This is a genomic window from Streptomyces radicis (assembly GCF_003626575.1).
Classification (GTDB): Bacteria; Actinomycetota; Actinomycetes; order Streptomycetales; family Streptomycetaceae; genus Streptomyces; species Streptomyces radicis.
Genome location: NZ_RBDY01000002.1, coordinates 333,762 through 353,674, shown reverse-complemented (window position 1 = coordinate 353,674; position 19,913 = coordinate 333,762). Strand labels below are relative to the sequence as shown.

General features: G+C 74.0%; 22 protein-coding genes and 1 pseudogene. 11 read left to right on the top strand and 12 right to left on the bottom strand.

Annotated elements, in window-relative coordinates; genetic code table 11:
* Positions 1-8: 8 nt before the first annotated feature.
* Positions 9-998, bottom strand: a complete 990-nt coding sequence (locus tag D7318_RS04545; RefSeq protein WP_120695517.1) for a glycoside hydrolase family 26 protein — start codon at positions 996-998, stop codon at positions 9-11.
* A 157-nt stretch (positions 999-1,155) separates the two neighbouring features.
* Between D7318_RS04545 and D7318_RS04540 the strand changes: the two genes are divergently transcribed.
* Positions 1,156-2,367: a carboxylate--amine ligase gene (locus D7318_RS04540; RefSeq protein WP_120695516.1), complete on the top strand. Its 1,212-nt coding sequence runs from the start codon at positions 1,156-1,158 to the stop codon at positions 2,365-2,367.
* A complete protein-coding gene (locus D7318_RS04535; RefSeq protein WP_120695515.1) occupies positions 2,367-3,656 on the top strand; it encodes an NAD(P)-binding domain-containing protein in 1,290 nt (429 codons plus the stop codon). Before D7318_RS04540 ends, D7318_RS04535 begins: the two co-directional genes overlap by 1 nt.
* Before the next feature lie 12 nt (positions 3,657-3,668).
* Here the strand turns inward: D7318_RS04535 and D7318_RS04530 are convergent, their stop codons facing one another.
* Entirely contained in the window at positions 3,669-4,313 is a 645-nt protein-coding gene (locus tag D7318_RS04530) for an FMN-dependent NADH-azoreductase (RefSeq protein WP_120695514.1), read from the bottom strand.
* 187 nt (positions 4,314-4,500) lie between these two features.
* Here D7318_RS04530 and D7318_RS04525 point away from each other — a divergent pair, with 187 nt between their 5' ends.
* From D7318_RS04525 to D7318_RS04515, 3 genes are all read left to right on the top strand, one after another.
* Positions 4,501-4,881, top strand: a complete 381-nt coding sequence (locus D7318_RS04525) for a winged helix-turn-helix transcriptional regulator (protein ID WP_230423389.1) — start codon at positions 4,501-4,503, stop codon at positions 4,879-4,881.
* Positions 4,882-4,993: 112 nt separating this feature from the next.
* Positions 4,994-5,782, top strand: coding sequence for a J domain-containing protein (locus tag D7318_RS04520; RefSeq protein WP_120695512.1), 789 nt, complete (start codon positions 4,994-4,996; stop codon positions 5,780-5,782).
* A 45-nt stretch (positions 5,783-5,827) separates the two neighbouring features.
* A complete protein-coding gene (locus D7318_RS04515; protein WP_120695511.1) occupies positions 5,828-6,163 on the top strand; it encodes a rhodanese-like domain-containing protein in 336 nt (111 codons plus the stop codon).
* A 33-nt stretch (positions 6,164-6,196) separates the two neighbouring features.
* On the opposite strand, the gene D7318_RS04510 is transcribed toward D7318_RS04515, so the two are convergent.
* From D7318_RS04510 to paaA, 6 genes are all read right to left on the bottom strand, one after another.
* Positions 6,197-7,342: an aminotransferase class I/II-fold pyridoxal phosphate-dependent enzyme gene (locus tag D7318_RS04510; protein ID WP_183091291.1), complete on the bottom strand. Its 1,146-nt coding sequence runs from the start codon at positions 7,340-7,342 to the stop codon at positions 6,197-6,199.
* A gap of 61 nt (positions 7,343-7,403) precedes the next feature.
* Entirely contained in the window at positions 7,404-8,447 is a 1,044-nt protein-coding gene (locus D7318_RS04505; RefSeq protein WP_120695510.1) for a 2Fe-2S iron-sulfur cluster-binding protein, read from the bottom strand.
* A complete protein-coding gene (gene paaD, locus D7318_RS04500; RefSeq protein ID WP_230423388.1) occupies positions 8,447-9,001 on the bottom strand; it encodes a 1,2-phenylacetyl-CoA epoxidase subunit PaaD in 555 nt (184 codons plus the stop codon). The genes D7318_RS04505 and paaD overlap by 1 nt, the downstream gene beginning before the upstream one ends.
* A 23-nt stretch (positions 9,002-9,024) precedes the next feature.
* Positions 9,025-9,756, bottom strand: a complete 732-nt coding sequence (paaC, locus tag D7318_RS04495) for a 1,2-phenylacetyl-CoA epoxidase subunit PaaC (protein ID WP_120695509.1) — start codon at positions 9,754-9,756, stop codon at positions 9,025-9,027.
* Positions 9,753-10,046, bottom strand: coding sequence for a 1,2-phenylacetyl-CoA epoxidase subunit PaaB (gene paaB, locus D7318_RS04490; RefSeq protein WP_120695508.1), 294 nt, complete (start codon positions 10,044-10,046; stop codon positions 9,753-9,755). The genes paaC and paaB overlap by 4 nt, the downstream gene beginning before the upstream one ends.
* Positions 10,043-10,978 (bottom strand): 1,2-phenylacetyl-CoA epoxidase subunit PaaA, encoded by a 936-nt coding sequence (paaA, locus tag D7318_RS04485; RefSeq protein ID WP_120695507.1) that lies wholly within the window; start codon positions 10,976-10,978, stop codon positions 10,043-10,045. The genes paaB and paaA overlap by 4 nt, the downstream gene beginning before the upstream one ends.
* A gap of 162 nt (positions 10,979-11,140) precedes the next feature.
* Between paaA and D7318_RS04480 the strand changes: the two genes are divergently transcribed.
* Genes D7318_RS04480 through D7318_RS04470 form a run of 3 tightly spaced genes read left to right on the top strand, consistent with a single transcriptional unit; the run spans position 11,141 to position 13,948 of the window.
* Positions 11,141-11,896, top strand: a complete 756-nt coding sequence (locus tag D7318_RS04480; protein ID WP_220729497.1) for a DUF5819 family protein — start codon at positions 11,141-11,143, stop codon at positions 11,894-11,896.
* Entirely contained in the window at positions 11,893-13,185 is a 1,293-nt protein-coding gene (locus D7318_RS04475; protein WP_120695506.1) for an HTTM domain-containing protein, read from the top strand. Before D7318_RS04480 ends, D7318_RS04475 begins: the two co-directional genes overlap by 4 nt.
* 7 nt (positions 13,186-13,192) lie before the next feature.
* Positions 13,193-13,948, top strand: coding sequence for a TrmH family RNA methyltransferase (locus tag D7318_RS04470; protein WP_120695505.1), 756 nt, complete (start codon positions 13,193-13,195; stop codon positions 13,946-13,948).
* 44 nt (positions 13,949-13,992) lie between these two features.
* On the opposite strand, the pseudogene D7318_RS04465 reads toward D7318_RS04470, so the two are convergent.
* Positions 13,993-14,184: pseudogene (locus D7318_RS04465) on the bottom strand (helix-turn-helix domain-containing protein); the annotation flags it as partial.
* 272 nt (positions 14,185-14,456) lie between these two features.
* Between D7318_RS04465 and D7318_RS04460 the strand changes: the two are divergent.
* Entirely contained in the window at positions 14,457-14,705 is a 249-nt protein-coding gene (locus tag D7318_RS04460; protein ID WP_120695504.1) for a hypothetical protein, read from the top strand.
* A 162-nt stretch (positions 14,706-14,867) separates the two neighbouring features.
* Here the strand turns inward: D7318_RS04460 and paaN are convergent, their stop codons facing one another.
* Complete coding sequence (gene paaN / locus D7318_RS04455; RefSeq protein ID WP_120695503.1) at positions 14,868-16,532, bottom strand: phenylacetic acid degradation protein PaaN; 1,665 nt, start codon at positions 16,530-16,532, stop codon at positions 14,868-14,870.
* 114 nt (positions 16,533-16,646) lie between these two features.
* On the opposite strand from paaN, the gene D7318_RS04450 reads away from it, so the two are divergent.
* On the top strand, positions 16,647-17,261 hold the full coding sequence (locus D7318_RS04450; RefSeq protein WP_120695502.1) for a TetR/AcrR family transcriptional regulator: 615 nt from the start codon (positions 16,647-16,649) through the stop codon (positions 17,259-17,261).
* Between the two features lie 112 nt (positions 17,262-17,373).
* Positions 17,374-18,570, top strand: coding sequence for a nitric oxide synthase oxygenase (locus tag D7318_RS04445; RefSeq protein WP_120695501.1), 1,197 nt, complete (start codon positions 17,374-17,376; stop codon positions 18,568-18,570).
* 42 nt (positions 18,571-18,612) lie between these two features.
* Here the strand turns inward: D7318_RS04445 and D7318_RS04440 are convergent, their stop codons facing one another.
* The gene (locus tag D7318_RS04440) at positions 18,613-19,239 is read right to left on the bottom strand and encodes a dihydrofolate reductase family protein (protein WP_120695500.1); all 627 of its coding nucleotides are present in this window, start codon (positions 19,237-19,239) and stop codon (positions 18,613-18,615) included.
* 115 nt (positions 19,240-19,354) lie between these two features.
* Positions 19,355-19,840, bottom strand: a complete 486-nt coding sequence (locus tag D7318_RS04435) for an Lrp/AsnC family transcriptional regulator (RefSeq protein WP_120695499.1) — start codon at positions 19,838-19,840, stop codon at positions 19,355-19,357.
* Positions 19,841-19,913 lie beyond the last annotated feature (73 nt).

Below are 19,913 nucleotides of genomic sequence, written 5' to 3'. Positions count from 1 at the left end.
GGGTCAACTCATCGGTTCCCGGCCGGCGCGTTCCCGGCCAGGGCGGCGCGGAAGACGGCGGACGCGCCGGGGTTCGCGCCGCAGTGCCACACGCCGTGCGGGCAGTAGTCGCTGATCGTGTGGTAGAGCGGCTGGTGCTCCTCGATCCACGCCAGCATGCGGCGCATGTAGGCGGGGTTGTCGCCGTTGCGGAAGAGCCCCCACTCGGGGAACGACATCGGCTTGCCGTGCGCCGCCGCGAACTCCGCGTGGAAGGCCAGGCCGTACGGCTGGGTGACATGGTCCTCGAAGTCGTGGCCCGGGGGCTGGTCGTAGGAGTCCATGCCGACGATGTCGACCACGTCGTCGCCGGGGTAGCAGCGGTCCCAGCCGATCGCGTCCCTGCCGCGGCTCGGCGCGAAGTCGAACCGGAGGCGCTGCCCCTCCACGTCGCGCATCGTCTCCACGATCCGCCGCCAGTACGCCTTCCACGCGTCCGGGTCGGGGGCGCAGCGGTGGCTGTAGGTGGTGCCGTTCATCTCCCAGCCGAGCACCAGGATCGTGTCGGCGAGCCCGTGCCCCACCAGGTTCTCGGCCAGGGCGCGGAAGTGGTGGTCGAACTGCCCTTCCGCGCCCCTGGCCAGCTGGCGGGCGACCTCGCGGTCGCTCAGCCCGGCCTCGTTGCGCTCCAGCATGGGGACGTTGAGGACGAACAGCCGGTCGGCGTCGGCCCGGCGCCACTCGGCCCACGGGCCGAGGAAGCCGGGCCCGCCGCGGATGTTGGACCACAGGTCGCCGGGGAGATAGGTGTGGCCGACGGTCGGCTCGGCGCCGCCGAGCCAGTGCGTGAGCCCGGTGGCGCGGTGCACGCCCTCGGGGCCCGAGCCGAGGAACGCGCCGAACGCCGGGACGACGCTCGGGGCCGAGGGCGGCGCCGGGTCGGGGGCGAGCGTGGCGGCCGTGGAGACCGAGGCCGCGAGCAGCAGGCCGGCCGCGGCCGTGCCGAGTCCGAACGGCATCGGGCTCTCCTCTCGCCGGTGCCCTCCGTGGGCACCGTGATCCGAGATTAAGCACACGATCATCTGAATGAGCTGGGCGAACGCTTTCCGCTGGGCCGATCGAGGACCGCGCTCGCCGTTCCGGGGGACCGCGCGCCTCGCCGTTGAAGATCGTTCCATGTCATCGCTGGACACCCGGGTGCCCGCGCTGCTGCTGCGGCTCGATCGGAACCCGTTCCACCATGGCTCGCTGGGCGCCGTACGGTCGCTCGGGCGGGCGGGCGTCGAAGTGCACGCCTTTGTGGAGACGGCGCGCACGCCCCTCGCGCGCTCCCGCTATCTGCGCCGGGCGCATCTCTTCGACGGCGACCCCTGGTCCCCCGCCGAGGTGGAACGCGCCCTCGTCGCCGCGGCCGAGCGCATCGGGCGCCCCGCCGTGTTGATCCCCATGGACGACGTCGGCGCCATCACGGCCGCCGCGCTCGCCGACCGGCTCGCCGGTCGCTTCCTGCTGCCCGCGCTCCCCGAAGGGCTGGCCGAGCGCGCCGCCGACAAGGCCGAACTGGCCGCGCTCTGCGCCAGGTTGGGGGTGCCCCACCCGCCGACCGCCGTTCCGACGAGCGAGCAGGAGGCGGCCGACGCGGTGCGCGCGCTCGGCCTGCCCCTGGTGGCCAAGTGGAGCCGCCCCTGGCTGCTGCCGAGGGACGGCGCGGGCCTGCGCAGCACCACCGTGGTGACGAGCCAGGCGCAGGCGCGGCGGCTGTTCGCGGCCGCGCCCCGCGCGGGCAGCAGGCTGCTGCTCCAGCGCCTGGTGCCGGGGCGCCCTGGCGCCGACTGGTTCTTCCACGGCTGCTTCGGCGCGGACGGCGCGTGCCTGCTCGGCGGCACCGGGCGCAAGGAGCTGTCCTGGCCGGTGCCCGCGGGGCTCACCGCGGTGGGCAGCTGGCTCCCCAACCCGGTGCTCGGGCGCCTCGCGCGCCGGGTGGCCGAGGGGCTCGGCTACCGCGGCGTGCTCGACATGGACTTCCGGTTCGACGCCGCGACCGGCGCGTACCACCTGCTCGACTTCAACCCCAGGCCGGGCGCGCAGTTCCGGCTGTTCACCGACCGCTCGGGCCTCGACGTGATCCGCGCGCTGCACCTTGACCTGACGGGGCGCGCCGTGCCGGGGCCGCGCTCGACGCGCCCCGGGCGGGTGTTCGTGGCGGAGAACTACGGGGTGCTCGCCGCACTCGCCGCGCGGCGGCGCTGGCGCGCGGGCGGCAGGGGCGTCGAGTGGGCCTGGTTCGCGGCGGACGACCCGGCGCCGTTCCGGGCGATGGCGGGGGGAGCGCTGCGGCGCGGGCTGCGGACAGCACAGCGGGGGCGAGAGAAGAGAGCGGTGGCGTGATGCGCGATTTCGTACACGACCTGGCGGTGGTGGGCGCGGGCCCCTACGGCCTCTCGATCGCGGCGCACGCCGCGGCGGCCGGGCTCGACACCCGGGTGTTCGGGCGGCCTATGGCGTCCTGGCGTGACCATATGCCCGAGGGCATGTTCCTCAAGTCCGAGCCCGGCGCGTCCAACCTGTCGGACCCGGCGCGCCGCGACACCCTGGCCGCCTTCTGCGCGGGGCGTGGCCTGGTCGCCGAGCACGGTGGCGCGCTGCCGCTCGACACCTTCACCGACTACGGCCTGTGGTTCGCCGAACGGCTGCCGCTGCCCGTCGAGGAGCGCACGGTCACCGGCGTCGCGCCCGCGGGCCTCGGCTTCGTGGTGACGCTCGAGGGCGGGGAGACGCTGTGCTGCCGGGCCGTCGCGCTCGCGGTGGGCGTGCTCCCGTTCGCCCGCCGTCCCGCGCCGCTGCGCGGCCTGCCGCCCGAGCTGGCCAGCCACAGCAGCGACCACCGTGACCTGAGCCGTTTCCTCGACACCGAGGTGGCGGTCGTGGGCGCGGGGCAGGCGGCGCTCGAGACCGCCGCGCTGCTCGCCGAGGCGGGCGCCCGCCCGACGGTGGTCGCGCGCGCGGGCGCGTTGCGTTGGAACGCGCCCCCGAGCCCGCTCCGGCGCGCGCCCTGGGCGTCGCTGACGGCCCCGCACAGCGCGCTCGGCACCGGGTGGCCGAGCTGGGTCTGGTCCGAGCTGCCCTGGGCGGTGCGCCACCTGCCGGAGTCGGCCCGCGTGCGCGTCGTCGGGCGCGCGCTCGGTCCCGCGGGCGCGTGGTGGCTCAGGGAGCGCTTCGAGTCAGCCGTCCCTGTCCGGCTCGGCCGACGCCTGCTGCGCGCCGTGCCCGCCCCCGGCGGCGGGCTGCGGATGGAGCTCGCGAAGGGCGCGGGCGCGGGCGGCGTCGAGGTGGTGGAGGCGGGTCATGTGATCGCCGCCACCGGGTTCGAGCCCGATCTGCGGCGCCTGACCCTGCTCGACCCGGCGCTGCGCGAGCGGGTCACGACCGTGCGCGGCACGTGGGCCCCCGCGCTCGGCGCGGGCTTCGGGGCGAGCGTGCCCGGGCTGTTCTTCGCGGGGCTGCCGACGGCGCCGTCGTTCGGCCCCGCGATGCGCTTCGTCGCCGGTGCGCCCTTCACCGCGGAGCGGCTGGTGCGGGGCGTGTGCCGGTGGCTCGAACAGGGCGCGCGCCCGGCGCGCGGCACCATGCCGCGTCCCGGGCGCGTGCGCTCGGCTCGGGCCGTGATCCGGCGCTGACTCCGCCGTTGATCAGGCGCTCAGCTGGGTGGCCAGCGTCTTCGCCCGGTTCTTGGCGTCCTCGTGGGCCCTGTCCCGCGAGTCGTCCGAGAGGCCGATGAGGTCCTTCATCGCGGGCACGGACCTGGCCAGCGTCAGCTCGGGAACGATGCAGTGCAGGTCGGTCTTGAGCTGGTCGCGCAGCACCCAGGCCAGGTAGGGCTCGATGTAGTCGTGCCCCTCGTTGGGCGTGCCCGGCGCGTACGAGCCGCCGCGGCTGGCGATCACGGTCACCGGCTTGCCCGCGACGGTGTCCCCGCCCATGGTGCGCCCGCCGAGGATCACATGGTCGAGCCACGCCTTGAGCGTCGAGGGGATCGCCCAGTTGTACATGGGGGCGCCGATCAGCACGGCGTCGGCCGTCTCGAACTCCTCGATCAGCTTCTCGCGCCGCGCCCACGCCTCCCGCTGCTCCGGGGTGCGGTCGCCCTCAGGCGCGAAGCCCGCGCCATTGGTGACGACATCCAGGTGCGGAATGGGGTCGGTGGCCAGGTCGCGGTGGATGACCGTGCCGTCGGGATGCTGCTGCTCCCACGCCGCGCGGAAGGTGACGCCGACGGCCCTGGAGACCGAGTTGTCGCCGTTCAGCGAGGAGTCGATGTGCAGAAGCGTTGCCATGAGGGTGTCCTCCGGTGATTGAATAAGGGACTAGAACTTCGTCTGTAGCTATTGATACCACACCCACTTACTTTTCTGCACCAGCTTCCTCGGGCGGATGTTCCAGTAAGGTGGAGACATGCTGGAAGCACAGGGAAACCAGGACAAGTCGCTCCTGGGCGCCGCCGGGAAGCACGGTGACGGCGGCCTGTGCACCGAGCCCGACGCCGCGGTGACCCGGGTCTTCGAGCTGCTCGGCAAGCGCTGGACGGGCCTGCTGATCGCGGCCCTGATGGGCGGCCCAGGGCACTTCACCGAGCTGAAGCGGGCCGTTCCCGGCATCAGCGAGCGCATGCTGTCCGACCGGCTGAGCGAGCTGGTCGCCGAGGGCCTGGTCAGCCGCCATGTCCAGGAGGGCCCGCCGCTGCGGGTCTCCTACCGCCTCACGCGCGCGGGCGAGGAGCTGCGGCCCGCGCTGACCGCGCTGTCGAGCTGGGCCGAGGCCAACCTGGACGGCGCGGCTGGCCGGTGCCCCGAGGAGTTCCACGCGCCCCCGGCGCGGAAGCCTCCGGCAGAGCCCGACGCCTGACGAGGGCCTGCCCGGCGGAACCGGGCGCGGAGCGAGGAGCCGGTGGACGGGCCGCTCCGCCGCTTCGCTCCTTGGCTGCTGAGCCCGCCCTGGCAGGGCCTAAGCTGTCCGGGTGGCCGACGACCAGGATGTGACGGAGCGGCTCGAACGGGCGGTGCGCGCCGCCGAGACCGCCTTGATCGAGTTCGAGATCGCCGTGGAGACCTTCCGCATCGAGGTCGAGAACTTCTCGCGGCTCCACGAGCAGCGCCTCGGCCCCCTCTACGCCCGCCTCGAGGAGCTGGACGCCCGGATCGCCGAGGCGGTCGCCGCCCGCACCGGCGACCCCGATGACGAGCGCAGGGCCGCCGAGGCGCGGGCGGCGATCGCGCCGATGCCGCAGGTCTCCGACCTGTTCCAGGGGTGGCTCGACTCCGAGGGCTTCAGCCCCGAGGGGTACGCGATGCTCACCGGGCAGACCGTCCAGGAGCCACCCCGGGTGCGGCCCGGCGAGGAGGCGCGCAAGGTCTACCGCGAGCTGGTCCGCCTGTGCCACCCCGACCTCGCCGTGGACGCGTCGGAGCGCGACCGGCGCGACGCGTTCCTCTCCCGCGTGAACCAGGCGTACGCCCGCGGCGACGCCGACGCCCTGCGCGCCCTGGCCGACGAGTGGGAGCGCGGCGGCCAGGGGCCCGAGAGCGCCGTGGGGCGCGGCGAGGAGCTGTATGCCCGCCTGGAGTGGCTGGCCAGCCGCAAGGAGCTGCTCGCGGACGCGGCCAAGGCGCTCGAGGACAGCGCGATCGGCTCGATGCTGCGGATGGCGGGCGACGACCCCGACGGGATGCTCGCCGAGATCGCCGAGGGGCTGCGCCGCCGCGTGGCCGAGCGCGAGGCGGAGCTGGCCGGGCTGCTCGCGGGTTAGCCGGCGGGGGTCGGCGGCGCGCGGCGGCCCGTTAGGGTCGGGGGCATGAGCTTCTCACTTCCGAGCGTGACCCCCGACGGGGTCCCCGCCGCCGCTCCGCTCCTCGACGTCAGGGAGCCCGACGAGTGGGCCGCGGGCCATGTGGAGGGCGCGCTGCACATCCCGATCGGCCAGGTCGTGGAGCGCGTCGGCGAGATCAGCGAGCACGCGGGCGGCCAGCCGCTCTATGTCCTGTGCAAGGTCGGCGGCCGCTCCGCGCAGGTCACCGCGTATCTGACCCAGCAGGGCATGAACGCCGTGAACGTGGACGGCGGCGTCCTGGCGTGGCAGTCCTCGGGCCGCCCGCTGACCAGCGACAACGGCGAGCCGTTCGTCCTCTGAGCGCGCTCGCCCCCCGGACGCCCCCGGACGCCCTCACCCGGCGAGCGCGGAGAGGCGCGCGACCGCCTCGGTGAGCGAGTCCTCGCGCTTGCAGAAGGAGAAGCGGACCAGCCAGGGCGTGGTGTCGACGCCCTGCTGGAACGCGGAGGTCGGGATGGCGACCACGCCGGCGCGCCCCGGCAGCTCGCGGCAGAAGCGCAGCCCGTCGGTGAAGCCCCAGGGGCGGATGTCGGCCTGGAGGAAGTACCCGGCGTCGGCGCGGTAGGGGCTGAGGCCCGCCGCGCGCAGCCCCGTGGCCAGCATGTCCCTGTGGGTGGTCAGGGTGGCCCGCAGCTCGGCCGCCCAGTCCTCCACCGCGTCGAGCGCGTGGGCCAGCGCCTCCTGGTAGGGCGCGCCCGACGTGTAGGTCAGCCACTGCTTGACGGAGTTCGCGGCGGCGATCAGGTGTGCCGGGCCGCAGGCCCAACCGACCTTCCAGCCGGTCACGTTGAACGTCTTGCCCGCCGACGAGATCATCAGCGTCCGCTCGCGCATCCCGGGCAGCGTCGCGATCGGCACGTGCCGCGCGCCGTCGTACACTAGGTGCTCGTACACCTCGTCGGTCACCACCGTGAGGTCGCGCTCGACGCACAGCTCGGCGATCCGCTCCAACTCGTCCGGGGTGAAGACCTTTCCGGTCGGATTGTGCGGCGAGTTCAGCAGAAGAAGGCGCGTGCGATCGGTCATCGCCGAGCGCAACGCGTCGGAATCCAGCACGAATCCATCGCCGTCGATCGCCAGCGGGACGGTCACCAGCGTCGCGCCCGACAGGCGCGCCCCCGCGGGGTAGGCGTCGTAGCACGGGTCGAACGTCACGATCTCGTCGCCGGGACCGGTCAGGCCGAGACAGGCCGAGGCCAGCGCCTCGGTCGCCCCCGTGGTCACGAGCACCTCACCGTCGGGGGCGTACTCCAGGCCGTAACGCGCCCGCGCGTGCGCCGCGACCGCCGCGCGCAGCGCCGGGACGCCGACGGCGGGCGGGTACTGGTTCCGCCCGGCGAGCACCGCGTCGGCGACCTCGGCGAGCAGCGCGGGCGGGGAGTCCAACTCGGGAACGCCCTGGCCGAGGTTGACCGCGCCGGTGCGGTGGGCCAGCTCGGTCATCTCGGTGAAGATGGAGACTTCGGTCGCGCGGCTCATGGCCCAAGCCTAGGGGCCCCTCCCGGGGACCCGCAGGGCGATCACGCCATCGGGGTCCGGGTCACGCGTCGAAGTCCAGGTCCACCCGGTCGGTCAACGGGCGTGCCTGGCAGGCCAGGACGTATCCCGCGGCCAGCTCGGGCTCCTCGAGGGCGTAGTTCCGGTCCATCCGCACCCTGCCGTCGGTCAGCCGCGCGCGGCACGTGCCGCAGACCCCGCCGCGGCAGGCCCAGGGCGCGTCGGGGCGGTTGCGCAGCACCGCGCTCAGCAGCGTCTCGCCGGGGACCACGGGCCATGAGGCGCGGCGCCCCTCGAGCGTCGCGGTGAGCGTGGCGCCGGTGTCCCCCGCGGCCGCGGGTGCCCCGGCGGCGACGGGGGGCGCGTCGCCCACGTGGAACAGCTCGGTGTGCACCCGCTCCCGGCGCACGCCGAGGGCGCGCAACGCCGCGCGCCCCGCGCCGGTCAGCCCGAGGGGCCCGCACAGATACCAGCCGTCGACGTCGGCGACGTTCAGCAGGGCGGGCAGCAGCTCCTTCAGCCGCGCCTCGTCGAGCCGCCCGGTCGGCAGCCCGGCGTGCCGCTCCTCGCGCGTGAGCGCGTGCAGCGCCTGGAACCGCCCCGGGTGCCGGTCCTTCAGGTCGGCCACCTCGTCGAGGAACATCGCGCTCGCCGCGCTGCGGTCGCTGCGCAGCAGCGTGAAGCGGGCCCCGGGCTCGGTGGCGAGCAGCGTCGCGGCCATGGAGAGCACGGGCGTGATGCCGCTGCCCCCGGTGATCGCGGCGAAGTGCCCGGGGCGGGGGCGCAGCGTGAACCGCCCGGCGGGCGGCAGCACATCGAGGGCGTGGCCCGCGGCCAACGCGCGGGTCGCGTGCGTGGAGAACGCGCCCCCAGGGACATGCCGCACTCCCACCGTGAGCGCCTCCGCGCCGACCGGGCTCGCGATCGAGTAGGTGCGGCGGATGTCGCCGTGCCGCACGGTCACGTGCTGCCCCGGCACGTGCGCGAACGCGGCCCGCAGCGCGTCGGGCAGTGCGAGCGTCACGGCCACCGCGTCTTCGGCGGCGGGCGCGACCCGGGCCACGGCCAGCCGGTGGAAGCGGGCCATCAGCGCTCCTTGACGTGGTGGAACGGCTCGCGGCACGCCTCGCAGCGGCGCAGCGCCATGCAGGCGGCGCCCGCGAACCGGCTGAGCAGCGTGGTCTCGTCCGCGCCGCAGCGCGGACACGGCACGGGCCGGGACTCAGGCGCGGGCGCCGCGCGGCCCAGCTCGACGAACACCGGCCCGCGCGCCCCGGCGCGCGGGGGCGCGATGCCCGCGTCGGCGAGCTTGCGGCGGCCATCGGCGCTGATGTCGTCGGTGGACCAGGGCGGGGACAGCACGGTGGTGACCACCGCGTCGGCGACGCCGCGCCCGGCGAGCGCCGCGCGGATGTCCTCACGCATGACCTCGACGGCCGGGCATCCGACATAGGTGGGCGTGAGCTCCACCTCGACCCGGCCTTCCGCGCCCCGCCGCACCGCGCGCAGCACGCCCAGGTCGGCGAGCGTGACCACCGGGAGCTCGGGGTCGGGCACCGCCCCCGCCACGGCGGTCAGCTCGTCGAGGGACGGCGCGCGCGACGCCCCGTCCACGCCACTCACCCCGCCCACGCCACTCACCCCGCCCACGCCACTCACCTCGCTCACCAGCTCGCCGCCGGGTGCGCGCGGTGCAGGGACTGCATCTCGTCGAGCAGCGCGGCGAGATGGGGCGTGTGCTCGCCCGCGCGCCCCGACCCGGGGAGCCGCGCGCCCCCCGGCACGGGCACGGTCGCCCGGGTCAGGACGTCGGAGACGCGGGCGCGCCACCTGCGTTCCAGCGCGCCCAGGTCCACCTCGTCCAGGCCCTCGACGGGGTCGAACAGCTCGCCGGTGTACGGCCACAGCGCCTCGGCCGCCGCCCGCGTGCGGGCGTGGCTCTCGGCGGTGCCGTCGCCGAGGCGCAGCGTCCAGGTCACCGCGTGGTCGCGGTGGTAGGCCGTCTCGGGCAGCGCGGCCGCGGCGATCGGGGCGAGCGGCGAGGCGCCGGTGGCCAGCCGTTCGTAGAGCAGCTCCTGCCACGTGGCGACGCACAGCTGGCGGACGACCGTGTGCGCGAAGTCGCCGCGCGGCAGCTCGACCAGCCGGACATGGGTGAACGCCTCGGGCCCGCGCGTGAACGCCAGCGCGTCCTCGTCGCCGACGAGCGACAGCAGGGCGCGGGCCTGGCCGAGCAGGTCGAGGGCGAGGTTGGCCAGGGCCACCTCCTCCTCGAGCACCGGGGCGTTCCCGGCCCACTCCGCGAGGCGGTGGGACAGGATCAGCGCGTCGTCGCCGAGCGCGAGGGCGGCCGTGGCCCAGGGGGCGCCGCCCGGCGCGTGCTCCGGCGCGCTCACAGGTGCCGCACCCCCTCGGGGACCTCGTAGAACGTGGGGTGCCGGTAGGGCTTGTCGGCGGCAGGGCGGAAGAACGGGTCGCGCTCGTCGGGCGAGGACGCGGACACCGCGGCGGCCGGGACGACCCAGATCGAGACGCCTTCGCCGCGCCGGGTGAACAGGTCCCTGGCGTTGCGCAGCGCCAGCTCCGCGTCGGGGGCGTGCAGGCTCCCCGCGTGCGTGTGGGCGAGCCCGCGCCGGGGGCGCACGAAGACCTCCCACAGGGGCCAGCCGCGCTCGGCCTCGCTCATGCCGCGGCCCCCACGCCGGCGCGCTTGTCCGCGTAGGCCGCCGCGGCCTCGCGCACCCACGCGCCCTCGTCGTGCGCCCGGCGCCGACGCGTGAGCCGTTCCTCGTTGCACGGGCCCTCGCCCCGCAGCACCGCGTGGAACTCGTCCCAGTCGATCGCGCCGAAGTCCCAGTGGCCGCGCTCCTCGTTCCACCGCAGGTCGGGGTCGGGGAGGGTGAGGCCGAGGGCGGCGGCCTGGTCGACGCAGATGTCGACGAAGCGCTGGCGCAGCTCGTCGTTGGAGTGCCGCTTGATCTTCCAGGCCATCGACCGCGCGCTGCGCGGCGACGCGTCGTCCGGCGGGCCGAACATCATGAGCGAAGGCCACCACCAGCGGTCCACCGCGTCCTGCGCCATCGCGTGCTGCTCGGGGGTGCCCCTGCTCAGGGTCAGCAGCAGCTCGTATCCCTGCCGCTGGTGGAACGACTCCTCTTTGCAGATGCGCACCATCGCGCGGGCGTAGGGGCCGTAGGAGCAGCGGCACAGCGGGACCTGGTTGGTGATCGCGGCGCCGTCGACCAACCAGCCGATCGCGCCCACATCGGCCCACGTGGGCGTCGGGTAGTTGAAGATGGATGAGTACTTGTGGCGCCCGCTGTGCAGCTTGTCGAGCAGCTCATCCCTGTCGACGCCCAACGTCTCGGCGGCGCCGTAGAGATAGAGGCCGTGGCCCGCCTCGTCCTGCACCTTGGCGATGAGGATCGCCTTGCGCCGCAGTGAGGGCGCCCGGGTGATCCAACTCCCCTCGGGCTGCATGCCGATGATCTCGGAGTGCGCGTGCTGCGCGATCTGCCGCACCAGCGTGGCGCGGTACGCGTCCGGCATCCAGTCCCGTGGCTCGATCCGCTCGTCAGCGGCGATGGTCCGCTCGAAACGCTCGCGTCCAGGCTCCACCGTCCCGCCCTCCGCTCCCGATCACGTGCCGACCGGCTCCCGACCGATCGTTCGGTTCGTCGCTTCGATGGTCGTCCTGCGGCACCGGCGTGTCAAGGCGGCGGGGGGACAGGTACGGTGCTCGGGTCACAGCGGAAGCAGTCCAGGGGGAACGGGCCGAGCATGCTGCCACACGACACGGCACCGGAAGACGGGGAGCGCGACGAGGGTCAACGCGCCGAGGGCAAGCGGGCGCTCACGGCGCACGCCGTCGACGCGGTGACGGTGACCGAGACGGTCAGCCTGCGCGCGCTCTCGCTGCCCGCCCGCGCGATCATCGCCGTGGCCGTCGGCGCGCTCGCGGCGTTCTTCACCTGGCACATGGCCGCGGTCTTCCTCTTCGTCTCCCCTTCCAACACGGTCCGCGAGGAGAACTTCGATCGCATCCGGGGCTATATCTACCCGGAGTTCGAGCAGAACTGGAAGCTCTTCGCCCCCAACCCGCTCCAGCGCGACGAGGCCGTGCACGTTCGCGCCCAGGTCACGGAGCCCGACGGCTCACTCCGCACGACCGACTGGATCAACCTCACCGCCACCGACATCGACAACATCAGGCACCACCTGCTGCCGAGCCACTCCGCGCAGAACCTCCTGCGCCGCGGCTGGGACTTCTACGACGGCGCGCACGACGACGAGGGCCGCCCGATCGGCGAGCGCGGGCGGCTCTCCGAGCTGTATGTGCACCGCATCGCGCTCCAACGCCTCCAGGACGAGCACGACATGGACCTCGACACGGTGCGCCGCGTCCAGCTGCGCTCCGCGGTCTCCCGCGTCCCCGCGCCCGAATGGCGCGAGGAGGAGATCGACACGTCGACGTACTACGACGAGATCGACTGGTGGGTGGTCACGTCGGACGACCTGGAAGGAATCGCCCGATGAGCATCCCCTCCCAGCGCACGGGCAACGCGCCCGCGCCCGGCGCGAGTCCTGGCGCCCCCGCGCCCGCCCCCTCCTCCCCCTTCCGCGGCCTCGGCCGCTCCTTCGACGCGGCGCTCGCGCGCGGCCTCGGCCATGTCACGCGCCGCGCGCTCGGCCCGTACCAGACGGCGATCGTCCGCATCGGCTTCGCGGTCACCGTGCTCGGCTTCCTGCTGCACGAGTGGCCCAACCGCCACCTCATGTACGGCCAGGACAGCGCGTGGAGCTTCGACATGGCCTCGCGGTTCGCCGAGAACAGCGGGGCGTTCACGCTGCTGCTCTGGTCGGACTCGGGGCTGTGGTTCGAGCTGGTCTACCACCTCACCATCGCCGCCGCCGTGGCGATGCTGCTCGGCTGGCGGACGCGCGCCGCCACGATGCTGTTCATGATCGGCGTCCTGTCCGTGCAGAACCGAAGCATCTTCATGGGCGACGGCGGCGACAACGTCATCCACCTGATGTCGATGTACCTGGTCCTCACGCGCTGCGGCCAGGTGTGGTCGCTCGACGCGCGCCGGCGCGCGCGCCGCCCCGATCTGGAGCCCACCGAGGACCGGGTCGGCATCGCGCTGTGGGCGGTCCTCGGCGTCGCGCTGCTCGCCGCGCTCGTCACCGGGAGCGTCGACAGCTGGATCTGGAGCCTCTTCCTCGGCGGGATGTGGCTCGTGCACGGCTACTGGTGGCTGATCCGCCGCTACGCGCCGGGCGAGCCGCGCGTCGTCTCGGACATCGTCGCCAACCTCGTGCACAACGCCGCCCTCCTGGTGATCATGGCCGAGGTGTGCGTCATCTACGCCACCGCGGGCTGGTACAAGATCCAGGGCAGCCGCTGGCAGGACGGCACCGCCGTCTACTACCCGATGAACCTGGACTACTTCAACGTCTGGCCCGAGGTCAGCGAGCTGCTGTCGAGCAGCGGCATGGTGATCATGGCCCTCAGCTACGGAACGGTCATCGTGCAGGTGGCGTTCCCGTTCGCGCTGCTCAACCGCCGCGCCAAGAACATCCTGCTGGTGCTGATGATGGGCGAACACATCGGCATCGCGCTGCTGATGGGCCTGCCGTTCTTCTCGCTCGCCATGATCGCGATGGACGCCGTCTTCCTGCCCACCGCGTTCCTGCTCTGGATGGGCGCCAGGGCGACCGGACTGCGCGCCCGGCTCACGCGGCGCAGGCCCGCGCCCCCCGAGGCGCCGCCCGCGCCGGCGCCCGCCGAGCAACGGTCCCCCGCGTGGGCGGCCAAGGGGTGACCGGCGCGTGAGCGAGCGCGTGGGCGAGGACCGGGGCGCGGCCGAAGTCGCCGCGCGCTGGCGGGCGTCGGCCGCGGGGGACACCGTGCTCCTCGACGGCTTCCACGCCATCAAGCACGCCCTGCGCTTCGGCGCCGACATCCCGCTCGCGCTCGCCGCCGACCGGGACGCCGCGCTCGGCCTGGCCGAGCGCCTCGCGCCCGACCTCGCCGAGCGGCTCGCCGCGTTGCTCACCCCGGTCCCCGCCGCGACGCTCGCCGCGCTCGTCGCGCGCCCCCACCCCACCGGGGTCGCCGCCCTCGCCGTCCCCGCGCGCCGCGCGCCCGCGCACGGACCGGCGCCCGCCGTTCTGCTGGACAACCCCCGGCACCTCGGCAACATCGGCGCGGTCATCCGGGTCGCCGCGGGCGCCGGGGCGCGCGGCGTGCTCACCACGGGCACGGTGGACCCCTGGCACCCGTCCGTGGTGCGCGCCGCCGCCGGGCTGCACTGGGCGACCGCGGTGCACCACGTCGAACCCGGCGAACTCCCGTCGCACGGGCCGTTGTTGGCCCTCGACCCCGAGGGCGCCGACCTGCGCGACATGACCGTCGACGACGGCGCCCTGCTGGCGTTCGGCTCCGAACGCGCGGGGCTCTCCCCCGGGACGAGACAACGCGCCGACGCGCTGGTGGCGTTGCCCATGCGCCCCGGCGTCTCCAGCTACAACCTCGCCACCAGCGTGGCCATGACCCTCTACCACTGGCTGGCGAAAGGCCGTTGAGCCGTGGCAGGACCGCCACGGCTCAACGGCCTCCCGCCCGGCCCTCACCCGCGGAACGACGTCGCGGAGCCGAATCCCACCTGCGTCGCGATGCGCTCGATCGAGTGACCCGTGGTCTCGAGCAGGTGCTGCGCCCTGCGCACCCGCGCCCGGTGCGGCCACCGCAGCGGCGTGGTGCCCGTTTGCTCCCGAAAACGGCGATTCAGGGTGCGCGTGGAGAGGTGGGCGTGCCCGGCCGAGCGCCCGAAGACCTCCACGGGCGTCACCGGGGCGAAGGGGATGACCCCTTCGAGTGCCAGTACGGCGACGGTGTGCATCGGCGCTCCCCCCGGCGGAGACCTGCGGACCGCCCCGCGGATCCGGCCACGTCCGCCCGGTCTCGCACCCGCGCCCACCCACCCGGAGGGTGACTTTCGTTGCGCAATGCGGTGCATATGTGTATCGAGCTGAGACGTCCGCCCGGCACAGTGGAACCCGAGGATGGCGAGAGCACTGCGAGGGAGCCGTGATGTCCTGGGCAGACGGCGCGTGTGTGGTCGACAAACGAACCGGCAGGATCGGTCGCGTCACCGGTCGGGTCGGCACTCGCCTGCGCCTGCGCCCGCTGCACGGCGGCCGCGCGTGGGAGTGCCCGCCCGGGTCCGTCCGCGCGGCCACCGAGTGGGAGCAGCGCAACGCCGATGTCCTGGACGCCTCATGGCGCTTCTGGCGGCCCGCGTCGCCCGGCGCCCCTGGACCCGTGCGATTCGACCACTGACCTTCGACCACTGACCGGGGACACGGCCCGGCGCCTACGCGGGGTCGGAAGGGCGCGGCTCCACCTGTGTGTCGATACCGCGGCCTGTGACGGAATCCGGGGTGGGATCTCCCGGACGGGGTCTGGGGTGTGGGACCGTGCGCGTGGCCGGTTGGTCCCCCGTCACGCGGGGCGCCTGATCTCCACCGTGCGGAAGCGTGGGGTGATGAACGCCCCGTCCACCAGCGCGGAGTTGGCCGAGGGGTTGCCCCCGGTGCCGTGGAAGTCGGAGAACGCCGCGGTCTGGTTGACGAAGACGCCGCCCGTCAGGTTGAGCGACAGGGCGGCGCACGTGTCCAGGCACGCCTCGACCAGCGCGGCCTCGACCGCGGCTGATGTCGTGTGCCCGAGCACGGTCATCGCGCCCCGCTCGCGCACCGTCCGCCGCAGCAGCGCGAGCGCGTCGTCCGTGGAGTCCACCGCGACGGCGAAGCTCACCGGGCCGAAGCACTCGGCCAGGCACGCCTCCACGGCCCTTGGGTCCCCGCCGTCGAGCCTGACGATCACCGGGGTGCGGACGGTCGCGTCGGGGAAGTCGGGGTGGGTCAGCGCGCGCGAGGCCAGCGCGACCTCGCCCCACTCCCCGGCGTCCGCCGCCGCGAGGCGCTCGCGCACCCCGGGGTTGACCAGCGCGCCCAGCAGGCCGACGGCCCGCTTGTCGTCGTCGAGCAGTCGGCTCACCGCGGCGGCCAGGTCGGCGACCACGTCGTCGAACGCCTTGTGCCCGCCGTCCGTCGCGATCCCGCCGCGGGGGATCAGGACGTTCTGCGGGGTGGTGCACATCTGGCCGCTGTAGAGGGCGAGGGAGAACGCGAGGTTGCCCAGCATGCCCCGGTAGTCGGCGGTCGAGTCGACCACGACGGTGTTGACCCCGGCCTTCTCGGTGAAGACCTGCGCGTGCGTGGCGTTGGCCTCGAGCCACTCGCCGAACGCGCTCGAGCCGGTGTAGTCGATGATCCTGACCTCGTCGCGCAGCGCGAGCGTCCGTGCGACGCCCTCGTCCTCGCGCTCCACGGCGAGCGTCACCAGGTTGGGGTCGAACCCCGCCTCGGCCAGGGTCTCGCGCGCGACGCGGACCGCGAGCGCGAGCGGCAGGACCGCGCGCGGATGGGGCTTGACCAGCACGGGGTTCCCGGTGGCCAGGGACGCGAAGAGGCCGGGGAAGCCGTTCCAGGTGGGGAAGGTGTTGCACCCGATGACCAGCGCGATCCCGCGCGGCACCGGGACGAACTCCTTGGCCAGCTCGAGCGCCGGGCGCCTGCCCTGGGGCTTGACCCAGCCCGCGCGCGCCGGCGTGCGCGTCTGCTCCTCGTAGGCGTACGCGACCGCTTCGAGCCCCCGGTCCTGCGCGTGCGGGCCGCCCGCCTGGAACGCCATCCCGTACGCCTGCCCCGTGGTGTGCATCACCGCCTGCGCGAACTCCTGGCTGCGGGCGTTGATCCGCGCCAGGATGTCCACGCACAGCACCGCGCGCGCCTCGGGCCCCGCGTCCCGCCAGGCGGGCAGGGCGTCCCGCATGGCGGGCAGCAGCACGTCGGGGTCGGTGTGCGGATAGGTGATCCCCAGCGGGAAGCCGTACGGCGACACCTCGCCGCCCACCCAGCCGTCCGTGCCGGGCAGGTCGAGCTCGAACGGCGCGTCGCGCAGCGCCCCGAACGCCGCGGCGCCGTCGCCCTCGTACGCCTTGGGGTGCTCGGGGTGGGGCGTCCAGAACGCCCGGCTGCGCAGGGTCTCGACGGCGGTGTCGAGCGTGGCGCGGTGGGCCGTGACGGGGGAGGAAGAGGCCATGGCACGATAGTGCTACCGAACGATCGGTCGGGGCAAGGGCGCGGCCGCCGCGGCAACGCACCGCCCCCCGCCGCACGACCAGGCCGAAGAAGCCAAGGAAGCCCAGGAAGACCGATGCCCGCTCGCCGCGACGCCACCGCACCCCACACCCCTTACACCCCCGAGACGCTGCTCGAGGTGGCGGTCGGGGTGTTCATCGAACGCGGCTACGACGGCACGTCGATGGAGCACCTCGCCAGGGCCGCCGGGATCTCCAAGTCGTCGATCTACCACCATGTCCCTGGCAAGGAGGAGCTGTTGCGCCGCGCGGTCAGCCAGGCGCTCGACGGCCTCGACGCGGTGCTTGACGAGCCGGGCGCGCGCGCCGGGCGCTCGGTCGAGCGACTCGAGCACGTCGTGCGCCGCACGACCGAGGTGCTGATGGAACGCCTGCCCTATGTGACGCTCCTGCTGCGCGTCCGCGGGAACACCGCGACCGAGCGCTGGGCCCTGGAGCGCCGCAGGAAGTTCGACCACCGGGTGGCCGAGCTGGTGCGGAGGGCCGAGGCGGAGGGCGATCTGCGGCCCGGCGTTGACCCGCGCCTGGAGACGCGGCTGCTGTTCGGCATGATCAACTCGATCGTGGAGTGGTATCGACCACAGCGCGGCGGCCCCCAGGTGTCCCCGAGGGTGGTCGAAGCCGTCATATCGACCGCTTTCAACGGCCTTCGCGCGCCCGGGCGTTCATGACCCCGCGCCGATCCCGTCACGCGCGGTCGCCGATTGCGCCGCATCAACTACCCTGACCCCGGCGGGGGGTGACGCAGCAGTCACACCAGACGCACGCGAACCCGGGAAGCCCATGAACTCCGATCGTCCTCGCGGCCCCCTCGCGCCCGCCCCCCGCCGCCCCACGCCCGCCAGGCGGCTCGTGTCCGACTGGAAGGTCCCGGACTGGACCGAGGCCGAGGACTTCCTGCGGCTCTTCCACTCCGAGCACCCCGACCAGCCGATCCCGCTGGCCATGCGGCTGCGGCAGATCCGCGAGCACCTTGAGCAGACCGGCACCTACCGGCACACGCGCGCCGAGCTGGAGTTCGGCGCCCGCGTGGCCTGGCGCAACTCGAGCCGCTGCATCGGCCGCCTGTACTGGAAGAGCCTGCGGGTCCTCGACCGCCGCGACGCGACGACCCCCGACGAGATCCACACCCACCTGCTCGACCATCTGCGCCAGGCGACCAACCAGGGCCGCGTCCGCCCCATGATCTCGGTGTTCGCGCCGCCGACGCCGTACCGCGAGGCGCCCCGGGTGTGGAACGGCCAGCTGGTCAAGTACGCCGGGTACCGCGCGGCCGACGGCGGATTCGTGGGCGACCAGGGGCAGGTGGCGTTCACCGACGCCGTGCGCCGCCTCGGCTGGCAGGCGCCGGGCGGCTGGTTCGACGTGCTGCCGCTGGTCATCGAGGTGCACGGCGACAAGCCGCAGCTCTACGACGTGCCGCGCGACCTCATCCTCGAGGTGCCCCTCAAGCACCCCGACCACCCGCGCTTCGGCGGGCTCGGCCTGCGCTGGTACGCCGTCCCCGCCATCTCGAACATGCGTCTGTCGATCGGCGGCGTCGACTACCCGCTCGCGCCGTTCAACGGCTGGTACATGGGCACCGAGATAGGCGCCCGCAACCTCGTCGACCCCGACCGCTACAACCTGCTGCCGCTGGTCGCCGAGGTGCTCGGCCTCGACACGGACGACGACACGCTGCTGTGGCGTGACCGGGCGCTGGTCGAGCTGAACGTCGCCGTGCTGCACAGCTTCCGCGCGGCCGGGGTCAAGATCACCGACCACCACACCGAGTCCGAGCGCTTCCTGACCCATCTCGCGCGCGAGGAGGGCGAGGGCCGGATGGTGCCCACCGACTGGAGCTGGATCGTTCCGCCCGTCTCGGGTGGCCTGACCCCGGTGTTCCACCGCTACTACGAGGACGCGGACCTGCGCCCGAACTTCTACCTGGACGACGAGGCCCGCGCCCGCGCCACGGGCGGCTGCCCGTTCCCGCATTGAGTCCCCCGTTGAGTCCCCCGGGGAACGGACTCCCGGGCCGACTCAGTCCGGCGCCGGGAACGCGCCGTACCGCGGCGTGCCGAGCGGCTCGTAGGTGTGCAGCACGACGCCCGAGCCCGTCGTCGCCGTGCCCGTGAGCTTCAGCGCCGCCGGGGTCACCCCGCCGTCGCGGGTGTCGAACAGCCGGAGGCCCTCGCCGAGCACGACCGGGTGGATCAGCAGCCGCAGCTCGTCCACCAGGCCGAGCCCGAGGAGCGAGCGCGCCAGGGTGGCGCTGCCCCAGATCTGGAGCTCGCGCCCAGGGCGCCGCCGCAGCGCGCCGACCTCGTCGGCGAGGTCGCCCGTCAGCGCGGTGGCGCCCTCCCACCCGGTGGTGAGCGGCGTGCCGGTGACCACATACTTCGGCAGGCCGTTCAGCGCGGACGCCACCGGGTCGTCGGGGTCGGTCATCCGCGGCCAGTGCCCCGCGAAGATGTCATACGTCCAGCGCCCCAGCAGGAACGCGTCGGCCCGCCCGAACCACCCCGCCACAAGGCGCCCGAAGTCCTCGTCGGCGTAAGGGAACTGCCAGCCGCCGTGCCGGAAGCCGCCGCGCGTGTCCTCGTCCGGCATGCCGGGGCTCTGCACGACGCCGTCGAGCGTCAGGAACTCCGTCAACGTGACCCTCATGGCCGTCTCTCCTCGTGTCGCCGCTCACCGGCCGCTCCCGGCGGCCGCTCACGAGGGGTGGACCGCGATCCCGCCCAGGACTCATCGCTCGGACGGACTCATCGCTCGGACGGACTCATCGCTCGGGCAGCAGGTCACGCTCCTCGAAGACCAGCAGCGTGCGCGTCGAGAGCACCTCGGGGATGCCCTGGAGCCGCGTCAGCACCAGCTCGCGCAGCGCTCTGTTGTCCTCGGTGTGCACCAGGAGCAGCACGTCGAAGTCCCCGCTGACCAGCGCGATGTGCGCCGCGCCGGGCAGCTCCTCCAGCTTGGCCCGCACGGTGCGCCAGCTGTCCTGGACGATCTTCAACGTGATGTACGCCGACGCGCCACGCCCCGCCCGCTCGTGGTCCACCCGGGCCGAGAACCCCCGGATGACCCCCTCGTCGATCAGCCGGTTGATCCGGGCGTAGGCGTTCGCCCGCGATATGTGCACCTGGTCGGCGACCGACCGCACCGAGGCCCGCCCGTCCGTCCGCAGCAACCGCAGGATCGCGTCGTCGATCGGGTCGAGCGGGCGCACCGGGTGCGACGGCGCCGAAGTCAACTGGTCCTCCCGCATGCCGAGAAGCCTCCCCTTTCTGGACATCCTGCGCCCATACCACGCCACATCGGGCCAGTTGTCCACAGCGCAT